Below are 21,621 nucleotides of genomic sequence, written 5' to 3'. Positions count from 1 at the left end.
AGGCAGAGGACTAATGCACAGCATAGTTCTTAACTAGCGGAGTCGAAAGTTCACCTCTGCTTTCCTTTGAATAAATTTAAAGCTTTTTATCAAATCCAAAGTAAAGGCGGAGTCGAAGAGCTTTTTAGTGGGCGAGGGCTTCGACTCCGCCTGACAGCACTGGGGTGAGTCTGGTTTATAGTCACAGTTAAGAGCTTGAAACTTGAGACCCGAAACAAAAACAACTATTTCTTACTTTTGTCAATACGTTTCTGCAATAAATCCCAGGCATAATAATGAAAAGTCATTCCGTTGCTCATCGCTGTAAAAAGACCATTTTTATATTCTCCTCCTAAGTTAATACTGGTTACATCTGCTCCGTCACATTCAATTGTTGATGTTGGAATTTCTGCCAATAAAGAATAATTGTTTGGATTTCCATTTGCGCCTTCTCTCGGATAAACCATAAAAGTATTCGCTTGTTGGTTTGATACTAGGATATACCCTGTAGAATCTGTTTTTTTGTAAATAGCAATTCCTTCGTTATCGGCTTTAAAGCCGGTTTTCCCAAAAAGGGTTAATTCTTTATTATCATTCAAAGCAGGATCGGCATTGTATTTCCTGATTCCGAATTGCTCATCACAATAATAAACAGCTCCTAATTCGTTATCTACTGCAATGGCCTCGATTTCTTTCTTTCCGCTGTAAGCGCCAAATTTGCGAACTACTTTTGCTACAGCAAATTTTCCTGAACCGGAAAGTTCATATTGCCATAAATAACTTCCTGAAGGTCCTGATTTTCTTCCAACAACAGCAAATATTTTACCGTCAGTCGGGCGTGTGTATAAAGCAATCCCCATTGGGTCACGCAAGGATTCACCTTCAAAAACCGGAATCCCGCCATTATCAATTGCTTTTAAATCCGGTAAACTAAAAACTCTTATTTTGTTACTTTCCCGTTCTGTGGTAACGGCGATATCGACTTTTTTTCCATCGATAATTAATCCATAAGCGATATCAACATTATTTGGCCGCTTTAAAACTTCAGATTTTGCAACGATTTTACCTTTCAAATCAAAAGCATACAAACCGCCGTCTGAGTCTTTATCGGTTCCCACAATAATACTTTTTGAAGCATCAGTTGGATGAATCCAGATTGCCGGGTCATCTGTATCATGGGGCAAAGCTTCTGTAACAGTTGTTGGTTTTACAGCATTTTGGGCTACAGGAGCTAATTTCCCGTCTTTACAAGCAAGGAATAAAACACTTAAAAGTAAAAAAGACAGTATAGATTTATTTTTCATTACGATTTCATTTGAATAAATTAGACAGAGTCATTGGGTTTTGGCTAATTTAAGAATTATATAAACGGATTATTACAAGTCCAATTTCAAACCAAAATTGTATCGGGCCTGATAGTATTCTGCTTGCTTAGTGTGCGCCTCAACTCCTTGGTAGTAGCGTAATGGCTGGTTAGTTAAATTATTAGCTTCGGCAAAAAGACGAAGTTTTGGGGTAATCTTGAAAGAAGCATTTGCATCTAAAAAAAATTGTTTGTCATAATAGCTGTCTTTATAAGACTCCGAACCTAATTCATCTAAATAATCTGATGTGAAATTGGTAGAAATCCTGGCAGAAAAACGTTTGTTTTCCCAAGATAAAGATCCGTTAAACATGTGTGGCGTAGTTCCAGGCAGGCTAATGTCATTTCTTTCATTTCCATCTTCATCGGCAATTCCTTTTGCTTTAGATTTTGTGTAGGTATAGTTTAAATAGATACCAAATCCTTTTAAAAATTTGCCCGGTAAAAAATCTAACTGACGCTGAAGTGCTACTTCAAATCCGTAAACATCAACATTGTCTCCGTTTCTGGATTGTACAAATGACCAGTTTTCGCCAACCGGAACAGGATTTGCCTGATTTGGAAAATCATTAGCGAATTTTTCAGTTGTGTATTGATTGTCACTGTAGTTGTAAATGAAATCGTTTAATTTTTTGTAGAAAACACCTCCGGAAATCAAACCAACAGATTTGAAATAATTCTCCACCATAAAATCATAGTTATAAGAATAAGTAACATCAAGATCAGGATTTCCGGCAGTAATTTCTTTATCAGCAGCAATATTGTTTACATAAGGCGCCAGTGCATAATAGTTTGGTCTTGCCAAAGCAGTTGTAGCAGCAGCTCTTAAAACTAAATCTTTGGTTGCATTATATTGAAAAGAAATACTTGGCAATACATTCGTATAAGAGTTTGTATTATTGATTTTACTTTCTAATTCTTCTTCATCTAAAACACGATTTCCGGTATAATCGATATGTGTATTTTCAACCCGAAAACCTAAAACCATTGATAATTTATCATTAAAGTCCTGATCCCATCTTACATAAGCAGCATAAATATTTTCCTTGGCATTATAGTTTACTGCCAAATATTCTGCAGCATCAGCTTCTTTATCAAATAATGCTGAATTATTTAAATCTAAACTTCCTAAGAAAGCAGCCGAAGCAAATGTTCCCGAAACATATTTACTTCCCGGATTGAAGTTTTTGCCATCAAAAGTACTTGTCTGAATTTCTGATAATAAATCCATTCCGCCTCCTGTAGGTTCATAAGAATAGAAAATATTATTTCTTTCTTTTTCTTTCAGTCGAAGTCTAAGGCCGGTTCTAAGTCTTCCTTTTTGAGATGGAATAATAGTGAATGGAAACCGAATATTTACTTTAGCGCCAAATTCACTCTCGCTGGTTTCATTTGTGTTTTCTGACACCGAATTAAATTCGAATTCATCAAGAGATTCTCCGGCAGTTGTGATTAAAGGAAATCTCAAATCTGATAAATCTTCAGTCATTTCCAGACCTTTCTGACGATATTCGATATAACGTTCTCCCGGGCGATATTCTCTCGCTTTCGCGTAATTTGCTGACCAGTCCAGATCTAATTTGGAGTTGATTAAATGCTCTCCTCGAATAGAATAATTTTGTACACGCTGATCTTCCAATCTTCTGTTTTTATTCCTGCTGTTGTCAACTCCACCTTTCGTCTGGCGTTTTACACGACCTTCAAAACCAGTAATTTCTTCACCATTATAAAGAGGTTCTATATCATCGTAAGTCGTTCTGAAACGGTTTTCTCTGTCATCTCTCCAGTTGTAAATAGCATTTGCAAAAATGGTATTGTTATCATCAAATTTATAATCTAAAGCTACAGATCCGCTACGGCGAATACGTTGTACGTCATATTTTCTAATTTCTGCAGCCTGCAAATATTCATTTCCAAAATCGTCCTTCACCCATTCGTTCTCGATGTTATCAGAACCATAATCTACATTATTATAAGATCCGCTGAAAACTGCACCTAATTTATTATGAAAAAAACGATTTCCATATACTAAACCTGCAGTATATGTTGCATTTTCACGTATTGGCATATAACCACCCGCAAGCGTTGCAGAGATTCTTTCGCCATTTGGAGTAGCTCTTGTAATTAAATTTACAGAACCTCCGATAGCATCAGCATCCATATCTGAAGTCAGTGTTTTGTTAACTTCGATAGTCGAAATCATGTCAGATGGTATCAAATCCATTTGCACATTTCTGTTATCTCCTTCAGCTGACGGAATCCTGTCGCCATTTAAAGTCACCGAGTTCAATGACGGTGCCAAACCTCTGATGATAATATTACGTGCTTCCCCCTGATCATTCTGCATGGTAATACCCGGAACACGTTTTAGAGCATCTCCAACATTGGCATCAGGGAAACGGCCTACCTGATCCGACGAAATTACATTTCCGATATTTTTATTGTTTTTTTGTTGATTTAATGCTTTGGCCTGACCCTTTAAAATATCTCCTACAATAACTTCATTCAACTCGGTTCCCGTAGCTTTAAGAGAGAAATCAATTACGTTGTTTTTTCCTTGTTCTGCTTTTATTTCCTGAGTTACGGCGGTATATCCAATATATTTTACCTGAAGCTGATAGTTTCCTTCATTAATATTTAATAATTCAAAACGACCATTATAATCTGAAACTGTGTATTTGTTTTCGCCGACAATCTGAATCATTGCTCCAGGCAAAGGTAATTTGTCATCTGCATCTAATACCTTTCCGGAAATAATTGCTTTTTGTGCAAAACCTGATATAGCTATTAAAAAGAGCATTGCTGCTAAATAAAACTTTTTCATTTGTTTTTGGTTTGATTTTGTTGCGAAACTAGAACCTTAGTATTATTAAAAGCATCAAAAAAAATTAACATACTGTTATCATTATAACCTCATAGTAAAACAGGATTAATCTTTAAATAACATTTAAAACATTAAATATTTGAATCACAAGTAAAAACAAATCAAGTATTTACATCAGAATTAAATTTTTGGCGTTAAATTTGCCTTATCACACGAGCCTGAAAGGCGAACTGGCGAAAGCAATCACAATCAAAAATCATCAATCATGTTGAAACAATTTTTTATCCTTTGTTCAGGAGCCGACCGGGATCTTTTGGAAGGTTGTTCTGAAGGCGAACAAACCAAATATGTTGGTATTGGCGCTACTGTTTTTTTTACTGCAGTTATGGCTTTCTTAGCCAGTGCTTATGCGCTTTTTACTGTTTTTGACTCTATTTATCCGGCTTTGATTTTCGGTTTTGTGTGGAGTTTACTTATCTTCAATCTGGACCGGTTTATCGTTTCTACAATTAAGAAAAGAGATCGTTTTATGGATGAATTTCTGCAGGCGACTCCCAGAATTATGCTGGCAATTATTATTGCCATTGTAATTTCCAAACCATTAGAAATCAAAATTTTCGAAAAAGAAATCAATACGGTTTTGTTGAAGGAAAAAAATGAAATGGAATTGGCCAATAAAAAACAAGTGGGTAATTACTTCAAGTCTGATTTGGATAAAAATAAGGCTGAGATTGCAGCATTGAAAAATGATATATTAAAAAAAGAAAAAGAAGTAAATGCGCTTTATTCAACTTACATCACAGAAGCCGAAGGAACTGCCGGAACTAAGAAATTAGGGAAAGGTCCGGTTTACAAAGAAAAGCGAGAGAAACACGACGCATCTTTAAAAGAATATGCTGATTTAAAAACAATCAATGAAGCCAAAATTGCGGAAAAAGAAAAAACAGGTAAACAGCTTCAGGCAGATTTAGACAAAAAAGTAGCCCAAACACAGCCGATTATTGAAGGTTTTGATGGTTTAATGGCACGTATTAATGCTCTGAATAAATTGCCATGGCTGCCTTCATTCTTTATTATGCTGTTGTTCCTGGCTATCGAAACTTCTCCAATTATTGCGAAATTATTAGCTCCAAAAGGTGAATTTGATATCAAACAGGAAGAAGCAGAAACAGCTATGAAAGCTACTTTGGAACAAAACAAATACCAACGTGATTTATTGGTTAAAACCAGTGCATCAATGCACGATAAAGTTTACGCAGATATTTCCGAAGATAGAGAACTCTATAATCTGCAACGCAAAAAAGCAACAGAGTTGTTAGAATTGCAGGCACATAATTTTGTAGAAAAACAAAAGGCAACATTTTAATTCTAAAAATTCAGTAATAAAAAAAAATCCTATTTTACTCTCGTAGAATAATAGGATTTTTTAATTTTTTGGAAAATATTTTTTAAACGTTTTTCAAATTGATAATTTCTTGTTCAGTCAAAAAACGCCAATTACCTCTTGGTAAATTCTTTTTGGTCAAACCTGCAAAAGATACACGGTCAATACGCAAAACATCATAATCAAAGTTTTCGAAAATAGCACGAACTACTTTTACATTAGACGAACGTAATTTAAGACCGACTTCGCTTTTTGCTTCTTTTTCAATATAACTGATTTCTTCAACAAAAACGCGGTGTCCGTCAAGAACCAAACCTTTACTTATTTTTTCTAAATCCTCAAATTTCAAGTTCTTATCTAAAGAAACCTGATAAATTTTAGATGATTTCTGACTCGGTAAAGTAAATTTACGAATCATATCAGTATCATTGGTAAACAACAACAAACCAGTTGTATTTTTGTCCATTCTTCCAATTGGAGCGATTTTAGCTGTAGTTGAACCACGAACCAATTCTAAAACATTGCGGTATTCCTGACCTTCATCCAAGGCAGTTGTAAAGTTTTTAGGTTTGTTCAACAAGATGTATTCTTTCTTTTCAGGAGTCAGAACAACTCCGTCAAAATTTACAACATCTGTAAGTTTTACTAAGTAACCCATTTCGGTAACCGGTACGCCATTTACTTTTACGTTCCCGGACTGAATGTATATATCGGCATCACGACGCGAACAAACACCCGAATTCGAGATAAATTTGTTCAGACGAATTTCGTCAGCCGCTTTTTGTCTTTTTGGAGCCTGATTCTGTTTCTTTAATTTTTGTGCCGCTTCTTCTTCAGCTGCTTTCACAGCAGGTTTCACTTTTTTAGGCCCTTGGGCACGCTTTTGCATGGCAGGTTTTGGCTTGTTAGAGTTTGATCTGGAGCTACTTGGCTTAGAACCACCTCTCTTATTATTGCCTTCCTTGTTATTCATAAATTCTGTAATTTGTGCAAAGATAGTTTATTCTTGCTAAATAATCTTAAGTTCAATGTTCTTAGATTAATAGCCTTAAAATTTTGTTGATTAGAAGCATCACATTTGGCTTCTTTTAGACATTGTTCCCGCTTTTCGTTTTAATCTTTTATTTTTAAAGAAAAAAATAAAAGGATTTCCACTTCAAACGAAGTTCACTGACCTCATATAAAATAAAATTAAGTGAAGTAATCGGGGCTAGTTTCAAACAGTTGGCTTCTTTTAAAGATTTTAAAGTGTTGTTGAGTCATAGAGATTTGCAAAAAATCTCACAAAGATATACAGAGATTTATTTAAATTTTTTGTGTAGCTCTGTGTTAACTTCGTGAATCTCTGTGAAACAATCTTAAAATCTGGAAAGCAAACTTTTTCCATGCCACAAAACGCTCGGGTTAATCAAAACAATACAGAAAACTCCGGAAACAATCAGGAATTTCAGGACATTGTGAAGTAACAAATACTGCTCTTTTGAATTTGATTTCCAAAGGTAAAGAAGAAAAAAAAGCAATGCTATAAAACAGATATAAAAATAGATATCCATATAGCCAACATCATAAATGCTGATTAGGATATAAACAGGAAATATTGTCAGAAACGTTAATGTTGTAATGATTTGTTTAGAAACCGTTTCGTTATAAAGAATCGGAATCGTTCGGTAATTGTTTGCTAAATCTCCTTTTAAATTTTCTAAATCTTTTATCATTTCACGAATCAGCAATAATAAAAAAAGGAAAATTGCATGTGATGAAATTACAACAAAATGACTTCTGTGATTCTCTATTTCTTCAAATGATATTTTGTTGTAAAAATATAATAAAATGGCAAAAAAGGGTAAAACTGCCAGAAATGCAGCAGTTAGATTACCAATAACTGCATATTTTTTTATTTTATGCGAGTAAAACCAAATCAGGAAAATATAAGCCGAAAAAAACAAAAATGCACGCCAGGAAACAATAAAAGCCATTAAAACGGCAATAAAATTCAAAGTAAAATAAACCAACAGTTTTGTTTTCTGACTAACCAATCTATCCAACATAGATTTATTTGGCCTGTTGATTAAATCTTTCTTACTGTCATAAAAATTATTGATAATATAACCCGAAGCAATGGTAATTGCAGAAGAAAAAACAATCAAAAATAAGTTGAAATCAAGTAAAATATCCAGAGCCCTTTTTTCAGGAGCTAATATAAAAATAGCTGATAAATATTGTGCTAAAACAATAATAGGAATATTGTAACCTCTTACCACAGAGAACAAGCTAACAATTTTCATTACCAAAAGCTTGTGTTGTCTGCTCAACATTGTAGAAATTTAAGTTTAGGGAAAGATTTTTAACCGAAAATTACCCGGAGAATTAAAGTTTTTGCTGAAAATTCATTAGAATTGATAAACGACTTCTAATTTATAATCTTTTAAAGATACTTTGGCACGTTCTAAATCCTCCGTAAAACCAAGAATATAACCACCACCTCCAGAACCGCAAAGCTTTAAATAGTAATCATTTGTATCAATTCCGTGTTGCCAGATTCCATGAAATTGCTCAGGAATCATAGGTTTGAAATTATTTAAAACGACTTTCGACAGCTTTTTAGTATTGGTAAACAACGATTTCATGTCGCCATGCAAAAAGTTTTCTACACACGCATCCGTATATTTTACAAATTGGTTTTTTAACATTGCACGGAAACCTTTGTCTTTAAGGTTTTCCATAAAAATATTCACCATTGGAGCCGTTTCGCCTACAATTCCGGAATCTAATAAAAACACAGCGCCTTTTCCGTCAAAGCTTTGAGTTGGAATTCCGGTTGCTTCAATATTGTCTTTAGAATTGATTAAAATCGGAATGCTTAAATAACTGTTTAAAGGATCTAAACCAGAACTTTTTCCGTGGAAAAAACTTTCCATCTGAGAAAATATGGTTTTTAATTGTAACAGTTTTTCACGAGTCAAATTTTCTAAAACGGTAATTTTATGTGTAGCATATTTATCGTAAATAGCAGCAACAAGAGCACCGCTGCTTCCCACTCCGTATCCTTGCGGAATACTGGAATCAAAATACATTCCGGTATCAACATCATTTTTTAAAGCTGTCAAATCAAAAGTTACCAAATCAGGCTGTTCTGTTTGTAAAGTTTCAAGGTAAATCGCAAATCTTTTTAAACTTGTATTTGAGGCTATGGCTTCAACAGAAGGATTTTCATCTTTCTTTAGCGCGCCATTGTAAAAATTATAAGGAATTGAAAGTCCTTTTGAATCACGGATGATTCCGTATTCTCCAAAGAGTAATATTTTTGAATAAAATAATGGTCCTTTCATATAATTTATTTAATGTCTTTCTTAATTTTATTTGGGTCTTGTCTGCTGTCAAAAAATGCAATTATTTCAACTCTTTTTGTATTGAATTTGTAATAGATTGATGTTTGTTTTGATAACACACATTTACGATATTTGTTATTTAATTCCGATTTAGGAAAAATTTCAGGTTCTATTTGTATTAAATAAATTACTTTGTCCAGATCTGATATAAATTTATTCTTTACTTTCTCTGACCATTTGATTTCTAGATACTCAAATAATTCAAATAAACTTTTTTCTGCGTTTTTTGAAAAGATTATTGTTCTTTTCATTAACGATGTTTTTTCATCATATCTTCATATAAAACAAATTCACCACGTTCAATTTGTCTTTCCCCTTCTTCAATGTCTTCTTTCTGCGCATCAGTCAAATCATCCCACCAATCTTTTTTTTCTTTCGTCAAAATTTTCTTGATAGATTTAATGATGGCAGGATTTTCAATTTCTGTCAACATTTTTATCAACTCAAGTTTTTCTAATTGAATGTTCATAATCTAAATTTTTACTTAAAGATACAAAAAATTATAGTTTGATTGCACCAGTTCCAATTTCGTCACAAATGTACTGACCATTTTGACAATAGCCAACTAATTCGTTCTTAATAAATTGTAATACTTTATCAGATGCATTTTTAGGATATAAAACGTGTACGTTAGCACCGGCATCCAATGTAAAACAAACCGGAATTTTAGTTTCATTTCTGAATTTCCAAATCGCATTTATGATCTGTAACGTGTTTGGTTTCATCAAAATAAAATAGGGCATAGAGGTCATCATCATGGCATGCAAAGTCAAGGCTTCGCTTTCAACAATTTTGATGAATTCTTCCAGATTTCCGCTTTCAAAAATGGCAATTAGATGATTCAGATTTTCATGTGCCTGGACAAAACGTCTTTCGGCATACGGATGATTGTGCATCAAATCATGTCCGACAGTACTGGAAACCTGCTTTTCACCTTTATCCACCAATAAAATAGTGTCCTGATAATTTTCGAAATTTTCATGAATCGTATATGGGAATTCAACTCCAAATAAATCGGTACTTCCTTTTATATTCTTCTGATCGCCCCAAACTACAACATTTCCTTTTACGCTTCGGCAGGCACTTCCGGAACCTAAACGGGCTAAAAATGATGCTTTTTGATAAAAATAATCGTCTGTCATCTCCGGATTTAATGCTTTTTCCAAACTCATAAAATTCATAGCCAGGGCTGCCATTCCCGAAGCCGACGAAGCAATTCCGGAACTGTGCGGAAATGTATTCTGGGTATCAATCGTAAAATGATACTCTTTCAGAAAAGGCAAATACACTTCAATTCGTTCTAAAAACTTGCTGATTTTTGGCTTGAAATCTTCCTTTGGTTTGCCTTCAAAAAGCAAATCAAAAGAAAAACTATTTGTCATACTGGGCGGAGTCGAAGCATCTTTTTTCTCAAAATCCAATTTGGTAATTGTTTTGCAATTATTAAGCGTAAAACTTACGGATGGATTTGCCGGAATTTGATTGTCTTTTTTCCCCCAATATTTGACTAAGGCAATATTGCTTGGAGCGCTCCATTCAAAATTTCCGCTTTCGATGGTCGAAGAATATGTTTTAGGAATAAAATCAGCTGCTGTAAACATGAATTATAAATTTTGGCAAAGATAGTTTTTAAAATATTTCACCCTATAAGTTATATAAGAAAATGTATGTTACACTCAAACGGAATGAACTTATACGGTTTAAACTTTCTTTTAACTATTTTTGAATAAAAATTAAAGAAGATGAATAAAACAGTTAAAATCATAATAGTCATAATCATTTGTTTACTAGTAGGATATTCTGCCAGTGTAGTTACAAGACCAAGTGTAGAAACATGGTATCCTACTATTGTGAAACCAAGTTTTAATCCGCCAAATTGGATTTTTATGCCAGTTTGGACTTTACTTTATATTTTAATGGGAATTGCTGCGGGATTAGTTTGGGATAAAATAAAGGAACAAAATACAGAAGTTAAAAAAGCTTTGGGATTCTTTTTGATTCAATTGGCTTTAAATGCAATCTGGTCGTATTTATTCTTCGGATTAAAAAACCCAATGTTGGCTTTAATCGAAATTGCCCTTTTGTGGCTGATGATTTACGAAACCTATTTAAAATTTATTAAAATCAATAAAACTGCCGGATATCTTTTGATCCCGTACATGGCTTGGGTAGGATTTGCTGCGATTTTGAATGCGAGTATCTGGTGGCTGAATAAATGATTTAGTTTCAGCCAGTAATATTTCTAACTATGGCTCAATAAGGAATTTTTTAATATTTGAATTAATTCCAAAGGATTATTGATCACCAATTTTGCACCACTGGCTATCAATTCATCTTCTGTTCGATAACCCCACGAAACACCAACAGCAAGCATATTGGCATTAACTGCTGTTTGCATATCAATATCTGAATCTCCGACGAAAATAATTTCCTCGGTTTTTAGGTCCCAGTTTTCACTTATGGCTATAGCTTCAAATGGATTAGGCTTTTTAAGCGATTCAACACTTAAACCAACAGAAGTATCAAAATAATCAGGGAATATTTCAGCAGTTATTTTCTTAGTCAATTCATCAGCTTTATTCGAGAAAACGGCTAATTTGATATTTCGGGAAACCAAATTGTCCAATAATTCGATAATGCCTTCGTATGGTTTTGTTTTTAGCGTGCAAGTCTCACGATACCCTTCTACCATGCTTTCGAAGCAAGTTTCAATTTGATCATCGCTATTATTTGATGCAGGCAAAGCTTTGCTTACCAAGTTTCGCAAACCGCTGCCGATAAAATATTGATAATCATCGTAAGTATGAATAGGGTAATTTAGACCTGTAAGTACTGAATTCATTGCATCTGAAATGTCTTCTAATGAGTTTACTAACGTTCCGTCCAAATCAAAAATAATTCCTTTATATTTCATTCTGTTAAATATTGTTTGCTAAAATAAATCCGCTTGTCCAGGCATTCTGAAAATTGAAACCTCCGGTAATCGCGTCGATATTTACGATTTCGCCCGCAAAATAAAGATTTTGATGCAATTTGCTTTCCATGGTTTTAAAACTGATTTCTTTTAAATCGATTCCGCCGGCTGTAACAAATTCTTCCTTAAAAGTACTTTTTCCGTTTACCTGAAATGTTGCTTTTGTGAGTTGAGAAGCTAAATTCTGTAATTGAATTTTAGATAAATCAGCCCATTTTGTTTCAGTTTCAATTTGTGAAGCCAAAACTAAACTTTCCCACAAGCGATTTGGAAAGTCAAAAGGTGATTTTTTAGAAACGGCTTTTTTGGCGTGTTCCTGTTTTAAGTCTTTCAGTATTTTTTCGGCATCTTCGGTATCAACATCATTTAACCAATTGACAAAAATGGTAAACTGATAATTTTTATCGAATAGCGTTCTTGCTCCCCATGCCGAAAGTTTTAGAATCGCCGGGCCACTCATTCCCCAATGCGTGATTAATAAAGGTCCGGTTGATTCTAATTTTGTATCTTTTACGTTTACGGTCACTTGCGCTGCAACGCCTGGTAATTCCTTGATTCGGGGATCTTTTATATTGAAAGTAAACAGGGAAGGGACTGGGCTCACAATAGCATGTCCTTTCTCCTGAAGCATTTCCCAGATTTTAGGATTACTTCCGGTTGCCATTACTAATTTTTCGGCAGTATATTTTTCGTCCTGAGTTTCAATTTTCCAATGATTTTCTGCTTTGAAGATCGATTGTACACTTTGTCCTGTCAATACTTTTATGCCTAATTTTTCGGTTGCTTTTAAGAAACAATCAATTATCGTTTGCGATGAGTTAGAAACCGGAAACATTCGTCCGTCATTCTCAATTTTTAACTCGACACCATGTTTTTCAAACCATTCGATTGTATCACCGGAACAAAACTGATGAAAAGGACCACGAAGTTCTTTTTCGCCACGTGGATAAAATTTAACCAATTCATTCGGTTCAAAACAGGCGTGTGTAACGTTGCATCTTCCACCGCCGGAAACGCGGACTTTAGAAAGAACTTCTTTTCCTCTTTCTAAAATGGCAATTCTCAGTTTCGGATTTCTCTCTGCAATATTAATAGCCGTAAAAAAACCTGCAGCACCTCCGCCAACAATTATTATGTCGAAATTTTTGATCATATTGTTTTTTGCCACGAATTACACTAATTTAACGAATTAAGGTTTAATTTTTTGCTTTGAACAATTAAAAAATTCGTGATTAATTTGTGTAATTCGTGGCTGTTTTTTAAAATATTAATTAGAGATTCCCACTAATTCTATCCGGAAAATCAGTTATGATTCCGTCTACATTGTAGCTTTTCATTTTTTGAATATCTTCTACTTTATTTACTGTCCATGGTAAAACAAGGAATCCCCGTTCCTGTATTTTTCTGGTATTTTCCTGATTCAGTAATTGATAATCGGGATGAATCGCTTTTGCTTTTATTTTTTCGGCGAAAGCCAAAGCAGTATCAAGATTTTCTTCCGTTAAAACCCCAATCGGTATATTTGAATTTAGATCATGAACTTCCTGTAAAGAGTTCCAGTCAAAACTCGAAACGATAAAATGTCCGTAATTCCAGTTTTTTTCAGAAATATATTCTTCAATTAAGGCGACAACCTTGTCAGGGGTTTTGGAATCTTTTAATTCTATATTGATCAGACATTTTTTATCAACCAAATCAAAAACTTCATTTAGAGTCGGAATTTGATGTTTGCCATCAATCAAAAACGATTTTAATTCGGACAAAGATAAGGCATTTATAAATCCTTTTCCGTTGGTCATTTTGTCGATGGTTTCGTCGTGCATTACGATTAAATGTCCGTCAGCGCTCAAGTGAACGTCGAGTTCGATTCCGTCAGCATTTAAGTCTAATGCTTTTTGGAATGCTTTTAAGGTATTTTCTGGTTCGTAGGCTTTGGCACCGCGATGTGCTATTTTTAGAAATTTATTCATTTTATGAAGGTTCAAAGAGGCAAAGGTACAAAGGCGCAAAGAAAGAAAACAATTGTTTCTAAACTTTGCGCCTTTATTTGAAGATTTATGTGATTTTATTCCAATTCTAAAACCAAAGCCGATTTTGGTTCTAAAATAATTTCAGTAGTTAAATTGAATGTTTTTCCGGTCAAAACATCTTTACCTGATTTAAAGTTTTTGATATTTTCTTTAAAATGATTGGTTTTTACAATTTGCTCTTTTGCATTATTGTTGAAAACCACCATTACCGTTTTATTATCTGTAAATCTGAAATAAACATACGTATTGTTCTCTGGAATATAATGTGTCATTTTTCCGAAATGAACCGCTTCATTCGACTTCCTCCAGTTGAATAATTTAGAAGTAAAATCGAAATATTTTGCCTGTTCAGCCGTTCTTCCTGCTGCGGTAAATGCATTGTTTTTATCGCCATTCCATCCACCCGGGAAATCCTGGCGAATGTCTGCATCACCTTTGCTTTTGTCACCGCCTATTCCAATTTCGGAACCATAATATAATTGCGGAATTCCGCGAACTGTAGCCAATAAAGTCATCGCCAGTTTGTATTTTGGAAAATCGTATTTAAACTTATCATTAATACGATCTGTGTCATGATTTTCGGCAAAAACCAAAATGTTATTCGTATTTGGATATAAATAATCCATTGCAAAATTGTTGTAGAATTTAATCAATCCGTTATCCCAGCTTGGTTCGTCTTCGTTAAAGGCAGAAGTAACCTGACTTTGAAGCGTAAAATCCATTACACTTGGTAAATTTGAATTATAGTTTTCGATTGCACCAATTTTACTGTCTTTTTGCCAATAAGCCAAATTCGCCTGATTGTGCATCCAGATTTCACCCACAATATTAAAACCAGGATATTCATTGGTAATTGCTTTTGCCCAATTGGCCATTGCGGTTTGATCAGAATAATTATAGGTATCTACTCTAAATCCGTCAAGATTAGCAAATTCAATCCACCAAATAGCGTTTTGAGTCAGGTATTTTGCAACCAAAGGATTTCTCAGATTTAAATCCGGCATTGAAGGGACAAACCAGCCGTCAATACAAATTTCCTGATCTAATTTTGAAGCATGAATATCAGTAATTACTTCGCGGCGGTGATGCGTTTGTGTGAAATTTTCAAACTGATTGAACCAGGTTTTAGTTGGGATGTCTTTTATCATCCAATGCGTAATTCCCCAGTGATTGGTTACATAATCCATAACCAGTTTCATATCTTTTTTATGCATTTCTGATGACAAACGAACGTAATCTTCATTAGTTCCGTAACGCGGATCTATTTTGTAAATATCAGATTGTCCGTAAGTATGATACGAATGTTGCTTGTCATTGTCTTCGCATAAAGGCGTGCTCCAGATTGTTGTTGCGCCGAGAGACGAAATGTAATCCAGATTTTTGATAATTCCTTCAATATCGCCACCGTGACGACCACTTGGGTCCTGACGATTTCCTTTTTCAGTTAAAGAAGCATTGCTGTCATTTTTCAGATTTCCGTTAGCAAAACGATCCGGCATAATTAAGTAAATCATGTCTGACGCATCATAACTTTTTCTGTCTGCCGAATTCGCTCTTCTTTCTTTAAGTGAATATTTCTGCGTAAAAGCAACCTTATTTTTGTTTTTGAAAGAGAAAACCAATTCAGATGCTTTTAAATTTTGAGTATCAATCGTTACGAATAGATAATTTGGGTTTTCTGTTTTCTCTACGTTTTTAATCACCACATTATTTGAAACAGAGGTTTCATATTGTGCGATATTTTTTCCGTAGAACATAATCTGCAGCTCCGGATTTTTCATTCCGGCGTACCAAAATGGCGGTTCAACTTTCTGAATTTGCGCTTTCGCGGAAGCGGAAAATAATAGAACAATAATTATTGTTTTTATTGAAAAGAAATGTTTTGTAAAAAGTAATATTTTTGAAGCTTTCATAATAAGTTTTAAGGTTTACTATAAATATTTGAAAGTATTTCTTATCAATATTTATTTTGTTTTAAATTCATTTTTGAGATATCAAAAAATCTTCTGTTAAGACTGTTTTAGTCACAAGGAATTCCAAATAAATCTAAGCCATCAAACCAGAATTTTTTTATTGGTTTATCTTTTTTTACGATATATATAGTTCTTCCCGGAAATTGACATTTGCTTTTTTCAGGATATTTCCCCCACATAAAATCATCGTTATATGTAAAATAATAATCTCCCATATTGGCAAATACCTTTGTTTTGATATTGTCTTTATAATCATCGTTTTTGCTTTCCTTTTCATCAAATTCACGTATCTTTTTCTCTATGTCAAAATAGCTTTTCTGATAGTTTATTTTTAATAATTGTCTGGAACAAAAAATAGGTTTTCCATTTTTAGCTGTATCAAAATTTTGAATTGGAAAAGCAATAATATTGGTACGGCATTCATCGATTCCACAAACAATGTCGTTTATAGTCTCTTTTGAACATCCTTTTGTGCCATAAACGTAGTAACTCTTATCGATGATTTTTTTAATCTCACTTTCCAGCGTTTTATTTTTTATAAGCCTGAAACTTCCTAAAGTATCGTAATATTCGAAGTTTTGAACTTTAGGAGTATCTCTGTATAAAACATTATTTAAAGAATCTTTTGCTTCTATTCGATTAAAAATTTCATCAAATTTGGCTCTGTTATACGAATTCTCATCATTTAGATTGACCACGATTGCTGTTGTTGTTTTTGATAAATCATAAACAGAAAACAGCGTTTTATCGATCTCATTTTTTTCTAAAGAGTCTGATTTTTTATTTTCATTATTTATTTTAGAGATTGTTTCATTTTTTTGATTGCAGGAAAGTAGTAAAAGGCTTAAAAATAAACTGATAGCGTTTTTCATTTTATATAATTTGATTATTGCAATTTCAATTTCCTTTACCATTTTGGAAACCTTGCGATCCAAATTTAGCAATCTTAAAAAGAAGACAAGTAATCTTTGGGAAAATTACTTGCCTTTAAAATTATTTAGTTTCGATTATGCTGATTGCATAACCTCCGCCAGGAGCAGATAACTGTGATAATTTTGATTTATTGGTTACAGCAATTTTCCTGATGGTATAAGCCTGTGGGTTTGTTTTGTAATGCGCGTCTTTTGCATCAGCATAAATTGTTGCTGTGTATTTTTTACCTTTTTCAAGGAAACTGAAATTAATGTTTGATGTGCGTGGAGTTTCACCGTTTACGTTCCCAACAAACCAATTGTTTGTTCCTTTCGCTTTACGGGCAACGGTGATAAAATCTCCTGGTTCGGCTTCGATATACTTACTTTCTGACCAATCTACAGCCACATCTTTGATGAATTGGAATGCATCCGGAAAGCGGTTGTAATTCTCTGGAGTATCTGCAGCCATTTGCAACGGGCTGTACATGGTAACGTATAATGCCAATTGGTTTGCAAGTGTACTGTTTACATGAGAGGTGTTATTAGGATTCAATTTGCTGATATCCATTTCGAAGATTCCGGGAGTGTAATCCATTGGTCCGCCAATTAAACGTGTAAAAGGCAATACTGTAACGTGATTTGGTTTAGAGCCTCCAAATGCCTGATATTCTGTTCCTCTGGCCGCTTCGTTTCCAATTAAGTTTGGGTATGTTCTGCAGATTCCCGTTGGACGAACAGCTTCGTGTGCATTCACCATAATTTTATAATCAGCTGCTTTTTCGATTGCATATTGATAGTGGTTTACAATCCATTGATCATAATGATTTTCACCGCGAGGCAAAATATCTCCAACATAACCGCTTTTTACAGCATCATATCCGTTGTCTTTCATGAATTGGTATGCTTTGTCCATATGACGCTCATAATTACGGGTAGAGCCAGAAGTTTCATGATGCATGATAATTTTGATTCCTTTAGATTTTGCGTATTCATGCAAACCTTTCACATCAAAATCGGGGTAAGGCGTCAGGAAATCAAAAACATAATCTTTTGAATGTCCAAACCAGTCTTCCCAACCTTCATTCCATCCTTCAACCAAAACAGCGTCGAAACCATTTGCAGCGGCAAAATCAATGTATTTTTTCACATTAGCGTTGTTCGCTCCGTGTGTTCCGTTTGGTTTTGCTTTAGAGAAATCTGAAACACCCAATTGAACCGTTGGGAAATCGTTTGTATATGACCAGGAACTTTTTCCAGTAATCATTTCCCACCAAACGCCAACATATTTTACCGGTTTAATCCAGGAAGTATCATCAATTTTAGATGGTTCGTTTAAGTTTAAAGTCATTTTAGAAGCCAGGATTTCTCTCGCATCATCACTCACCATAATTGTTCTCCAAGGTGAATGGCTCGGCGCTTGCATATATCCTTTATCCCCTTTTGCATCCGGAGTTAACCAAGAGGTAAAAGTCATGTTTTTATCATCTAAATTCAGGTGCATGCAAGAATAATTGATCAAAGCTGCTTCATGTAAGTTGATGTAGATTCCGTCATTTGTTTTTAACATCAAAGAAGTCTGAACGCCTGTTGGAGAAAAAGATTTTTGAGAAACATTTGCAGTATATGCTTTTTCAGCTAAACCTTTAATTTCAGACAACTTAGATTTTGTATAATCGTATTCCTGAGTGTCATAATCTCCCGGAATCCAAAAAGCAGTGTGGTCGCCCGCCATAGCAAATTGTGTTCTTTCTTCCTTGATTACGAAATAAGTAAGATTCTTTTGAGTCGGAAATTCATATCTAAATCCAAGTCCGTCATCAAACAAACGAAAACGAATTACGATTTGTCTGTCCGTTCCTTTTTGATTTAAAGTTACCGCCAATTCGTTATAATGATTTCTGATGTTGTCAACTTCTCCCCAGACCGGTTTCCAGGTTTCATCAAAAGTGGTTGTTTTTGTATCAATAACACTAAAATCATTCAACAAAGATTTTTTATCGTCTTTAAGTTCAAGACCTAATTTACTGGTTTTTACGACCTCTTTATTTTTGTATTTTAAGCTGTAAGTTGGTGTTCCGTCATTTTGAAGCGAAAATTCCATTACAAATTTTCCTTCCGGTGATTTTAATTGCTGTGCATTTGCAATCGAGCATAATGCAAACAAGATTAAACTTGAGAAAAATAATTTTTTCATATTTTTTTATTTAAAAGTGATTAATTCAATTATTTCTGCTTTAAAAGTTTAAACACAAATTTCACTAATTAGCACTGATTTTATTTAGAAAGAACATTTTTCTTTTTTTGTCATTTCGACCTTTTGGGAGAAATCACATCCAATATTCTGCAACTGTATGCTTGGCTTGTGTGATTTACTTCGTCTGTTCGCTAATGCTCGAGTCTCCTTCGTCGAAATGGCAAGATTGTCAAATCAGTGTAATTCGTGTTTAATAATTTTAAGCTGTTGCCAATTTTGTGGCTGTTATTGGTTTTCCATTTACTATAATCGTTAAATCCTGATTACCGTCTACTGTAAAAGTGGTTTCTTTATGATTTACAGTTACTTTCAAAATTTGATTTCTGAAATTAATTTTAAAAGAATATCCTTTCCATTCTTTTGGGATTTTTGGAGAAAAATGAAGCTGGTCATTTTTAACGCGCATTCCGCCAAAACCTTCCACAATACTCATCCATGTTCCAGCCATTGAGGTAATGTGGCAGCCTTCTTCCACTTCTTTATTGTAATCATCCAAATCCAGACGGGAAGTTCTCAGATAAAAAGTATACGCCATATCCATTTTGTCCAAAACAGCAGCCTGAATAGAGTGTACGCAAGGCGAAAGTGAACTTTCATGAACGGTAAATGACTCATAAAATTCGAAATTGCGTTTTAATTCTTCTCTTGAAAAATGATCCTCAAAGAAATAAAAACATTGTAAAACATCGGCTTGTTTGATATAAGGTGAACGTAAAACCCTATCCCAGGACCATTTTTGATTGATTGGGCGTTGTGATTTATCCAAATCTTTTACAGGAACTAAATCTTTATCCAGGAAACCGTCCTGCTGCAGATAAATTCCCAATTCTTTCGAAGTTGGAAAATATATATTGTCCGCTACTTTTTTCCATTCCTGAATTTCATTCGCCGAAAGATTTACTTTTTCTAATATCCTTTTATGATCTTCAGGATATTCTGAAGCTACTTTTTTAATTTGTTCTTCAGTATAATCAATACACCATTTTGCAATATAATTGGTATAGAAATTATTATTGATGTTATTCTCGTACTCATTTGGACCTGTAACTCCCAAAATCACATATTGATTTTTTTCTTTTGAAAAAGAAGCTCTTTGGTACCAGAAACGTGCAATTCCGATTAAAACTTCCAGTCCTTTTTCCGGAATATATGAGTAATCTCCCGTGTAACGATAATAGTTGAAAATCGCAAAAGCAATCGCCCCATTTCTATGGATTTCTTCGTGTGTGATTTCCCATTCGTTATGGCATTCTTCGCCATTCATGGTAACCATCGGATACAAAGCAGCGCCATTTTTGAAACCTAAGTTATCTTTGGCATTCTCAATCGCTTTATCCAATTGATTGAAACGATATGTCAACAAGTTTCTTGCAACCTGCTGATCTTTGGTCGCCATATAAAACGGAATGCAATACGCCTCAGTATCCCAATAGGTTGATCCGCCGTATTTTTCTCCGGTAAAGCCTTTTGGCCCAATATTCAATCGGCTGTCTTTTCCGGAATAGGTTTGGTTTAATTGAAAAATGTTGAAACGAATTCCCTGCTGTGCTTTTATATCACCATCAATTGTAATGTCTGACATTTCCCAGATTTTTGCCCAGGCATCAATTTGATTTTGAAGCAAAGTATCATAGCCTAAAGCAACTGCAGTTTTAATACATTTTTCGGCTGCAGCCAAAGTATTTTCGTGGTTTAAGGAAACGGTATAACCACCAATTTTCTGAATCGATGAGGTTTGCCCTTTTGCAATAATAGTTCCGTACGTAAATTGTACTTTATCAATAGTAGAATCAATTGAAGAAGGAGAAATGTTGACGTTTTCTCCATTGGCCAAAATTGTGTTGTGCATAAAAGTTGTTACCTTAAAATGCGTTTTAAAAGTTTGTGCCGTTACATAAGCTTCACTATTTGATTTTTTCACCTCTAATGGCTTCCAGAATTTTTCATCCCAATTGGCATCTTCATTGGTCACACTGGCGTCAATGTAAGGTTTATAGACGATTTTCGCATCTTTATTTAAAGGTGAAATGTCGTATTTAATAACTCCAATTTCATCCAGATCCAAAGAAAGGAAACGGCGTACATTTACTGCGATTTCAGTTCCGTTTTTCAACGTAACTTCAAAAGAACGGTCGTACCAGCCTTCTTTCATGTTCAATTCCCTGCGGAAGTTTCGAACCTCGGTACAATTATTTAAATCCAGGTTTTCTTCGTTGATTTCAATATTAATTCCAATCCAGTTTGGTGCGTTTAGAACTTTCGCAAAATATTCAGGGTATCCATTTTTCCACCAGCCTACTTTGGTTTTATCAGGGTAATAAATTCCGGCAATGTAACTTCCCTGAAAAGTTTCACCGGAGTACGTTTCTTCAAAATTGGCACGTTGTCCCATCGCGCCGTTTCCAAGGCTGAAAAGGCTTTCAGAAGGTTTTACGCTTTCTGAATCAAATCCTTCTTCTATTATGGACCAGTTATCTGGTTTTATATAATCTTGATTCATTTTTTCAATTAGATAATGTGGCAATTTTGAAAATTAG

At 34.3% G+C, this 21,621-nt stretch carries 17 protein-coding genes; 2 read left to right on the top strand and 15 right to left on the bottom strand.

All coding sequences use genetic code 11. The features are described from left to right. Nucleotides 1-224: 224 nt before the first annotated feature. Both ACEN92_RS13080 and ACEN92_RS13075 read right to left on the bottom strand, forming a co-directional pair. Nucleotides 225-1,283 (bottom strand): phytase, encoded by a 1,059-nt coding sequence (locus tag ACEN92_RS13080; RefSeq protein ID WP_495638804.1) that lies wholly within the window; start codon nt 1,281-1,283, stop codon nt 225-227. Nucleotides 1,284-1,355: 72 nt separating this feature from the next. Beyond that, a complete protein-coding gene (locus tag ACEN92_RS13075; protein ID WP_495638803.1) occupies nt 1,356-4,166 on the bottom strand; it encodes a TonB-dependent receptor in 2,811 nt (936 codons plus the stop codon). A gap of 265 nt (nt 4,167-4,431) precedes the next feature. Here ACEN92_RS13075 and ACEN92_RS13070 point away from each other — a divergent pair, with 265 nt between their 5' ends. After that, entirely contained in the window at nt 4,432-5,532 is a 1,101-nt protein-coding gene (locus tag ACEN92_RS13070; protein ID WP_495638802.1) for a DUF4407 domain-containing protein, read from the top strand. 82 nt (nt 5,533-5,614) lie between these two features. Here the strand turns inward: ACEN92_RS13070 and ACEN92_RS13065 are convergent, their stop codons facing one another. The 6 genes from ACEN92_RS13065 to ACEN92_RS13040 form a co-directional block, all read right to left on the bottom strand. Beyond that, nucleotides 5,615-6,523, bottom strand: coding sequence for a pseudouridine synthase (locus tag ACEN92_RS13065; protein ID WP_495638801.1), 909 nt, complete (start codon nt 6,521-6,523; stop codon nt 5,615-5,617). Nucleotides 6,524-6,908: 385 nt separating this feature from the next. Further along, on the bottom strand, nt 6,909-7,865 hold the full coding sequence (locus tag ACEN92_RS13060; protein WP_495638800.1) for a geranylgeranylglycerol-phosphate geranylgeranyltransferase: 957 nt from the start codon (nt 7,863-7,865) through the stop codon (nt 6,909-6,911). A 75-nt stretch (nt 7,866-7,940) separates the two neighbouring features. Continuing rightward, nucleotides 7,941-8,879 carry a mevalonate kinase family protein gene (locus ACEN92_RS13055; protein ID WP_495638799.1) on the bottom strand — a complete coding sequence of 313 codons (939 nt, stop codon included), beginning with the start codon at nt 8,877-8,879 and terminating at the stop codon, nt 7,941-7,943. A gap of 5 nt (nt 8,880-8,884) precedes the next feature. Next, on the bottom strand, nt 8,885-9,190 hold the full coding sequence (locus tag ACEN92_RS13050) for a type II toxin-antitoxin system RelE/ParE family toxin (protein WP_495638798.1): 306 nt from the start codon (nt 9,188-9,190) through the stop codon (nt 8,885-8,887). Beyond that, nucleotides 9,190-9,408, bottom strand: a complete 219-nt coding sequence (locus tag ACEN92_RS13045; protein WP_495638797.1) for a hypothetical protein — start codon at nt 9,406-9,408, stop codon at nt 9,190-9,192. The genes ACEN92_RS13050 and ACEN92_RS13045 overlap by 1 nt, the downstream gene beginning before the upstream one ends. Nucleotides 9,409-9,439: 31 nt before the next feature. After that, nucleotides 9,440-10,540, bottom strand: coding sequence for a diphosphomevalonate decarboxylase (locus ACEN92_RS13040; RefSeq protein ID WP_495638796.1), 1,101 nt, complete (start codon nt 10,538-10,540; stop codon nt 9,440-9,442). Nucleotides 10,541-10,681: 141 nt separating this feature from the next. Between ACEN92_RS13040 and ACEN92_RS13035 the strand changes: the two genes are divergently transcribed. Next, on the top strand, nt 10,682-11,158 hold the full coding sequence (locus ACEN92_RS13035) for a TspO/MBR family protein (protein ID WP_495638795.1): 477 nt from the start codon (nt 10,682-10,684) through the stop codon (nt 11,156-11,158). A 23-nt stretch (nt 11,159-11,181) separates the two neighbouring features. Here the strand turns inward: ACEN92_RS13035 and ACEN92_RS13030 are convergent, their stop codons facing one another. The 7 genes from ACEN92_RS13030 to ACEN92_RS13000 form a co-directional block, all read right to left on the bottom strand. Then, nucleotides 11,182-11,853 (bottom strand): HAD family hydrolase, encoded by a 672-nt coding sequence (locus ACEN92_RS13030; RefSeq protein WP_495638794.1) that lies wholly within the window; start codon nt 11,851-11,853, stop codon nt 11,182-11,184. A gap of 4 nt (nt 11,854-11,857) precedes the next feature. After that, the gene (locus tag ACEN92_RS13025; protein ID WP_495638793.1) at nt 11,858-13,066 is read right to left on the bottom strand and encodes a BaiN/RdsA family NAD(P)/FAD-dependent oxidoreductase; all 1,209 of its coding nucleotides are present in this window, start codon (nt 13,064-13,066) and stop codon (nt 11,858-11,860) included. Between the two features lie 118 nt (nt 13,067-13,184). Further along, a complete protein-coding gene (locus ACEN92_RS13020; RefSeq protein WP_495638792.1) occupies nt 13,185-13,883 on the bottom strand; it encodes a glycerophosphodiester phosphodiesterase in 699 nt (232 codons plus the stop codon). 95 nt (nt 13,884-13,978) lie between these two features. Continuing rightward, entirely contained in the window at nt 13,979-15,856 is a 1,878-nt protein-coding gene (locus tag ACEN92_RS13015) for a glycoside hydrolase family 13 protein (RefSeq protein ID WP_495638791.1), read from the bottom strand. A 107-nt stretch (nt 15,857-15,963) separates the two neighbouring features. Then, entirely contained in the window at nt 15,964-16,788 is an 825-nt protein-coding gene (locus ACEN92_RS13010; RefSeq protein ID WP_495638790.1) for a hypothetical protein, read from the bottom strand. 121 nt (nt 16,789-16,909) lie between these two features. Continuing rightward, complete coding sequence (locus ACEN92_RS13005) at nt 16,910-19,024, bottom strand: glycoside hydrolase family 97 protein (protein WP_495638789.1); 2,115 nt, start codon at nt 19,022-19,024, stop codon at nt 16,910-16,912. Between the two features lie 259 nt (nt 19,025-19,283). Next, nucleotides 19,284-21,584 (bottom strand): glycoside hydrolase family 65 protein, encoded by a 2,301-nt coding sequence (locus ACEN92_RS13000; protein ID WP_495638788.1) that lies wholly within the window; start codon nt 21,582-21,584, stop codon nt 19,284-19,286. Nucleotides 21,585-21,621: the final 37 nt, after the last annotated feature.

The sequence above is a fragment of the Flavobacterium sp. Flavsp81 genome, assembly GCF_059491325.1.
Note: the sequence above shows the minus strand (reverse complement) of the source record. Positions and strands in the feature narration are given on the sequence as shown.